This window comes from Mesorhizobium sp. M8A.F.Ca.ET.181.01.1.1 (assembly GCF_004792025.1).
In the GTDB taxonomy this organism is placed as follows: domain Bacteria; phylum Pseudomonadota; class Alphaproteobacteria; order Rhizobiales; family Rhizobiaceae; genus Mesorhizobium.
The window spans coordinates 1-281 of record NZ_SRTV01000338.1 but is presented as its reverse complement, the minus strand read 5'-3'; the positions used below and the strand labels follow the sequence as shown (position 1 = coordinate 281).

Annotated in this window: 1 protein-coding gene; it reads right to left on the bottom strand. The window is 64.8% G+C overall.

From position 1 onward, the window contains the following. Window positions 1-94: 94 nt before the first annotated feature. Window positions 95-281 (bottom strand): hypothetical protein (locus EN824_RS34870; RefSeq protein ID WP_245521099.1); only part of this gene is annotated, 187 nt, incomplete at its 5' end.

Below are 281 nucleotides of genomic sequence, written 5' to 3'. Positions count from 1 at the left end.
CGCTTCGCGGGTTTTTTGCTTTGGCGGGCGCAAACGCCGCAGCTTTCGTTGTCGGCCGCAAGCGCAGCGCCACACCGCGCTTGCACGCTCAACGCTACCGCCCCACCACCCGCGCCGTACCATGCGCGGCTGCACGCCGACGCTTGAACGCATGCCCCACCCACATCACCACCAGCCATACCGGCACCAGCAACACCGAAACCGACAGGCCCGGCGTCATCGCAAGAATCACCAGAATCAGCGCCATGAAGGCGAGGCAGATCCAGTTGCTCACGGGAAAC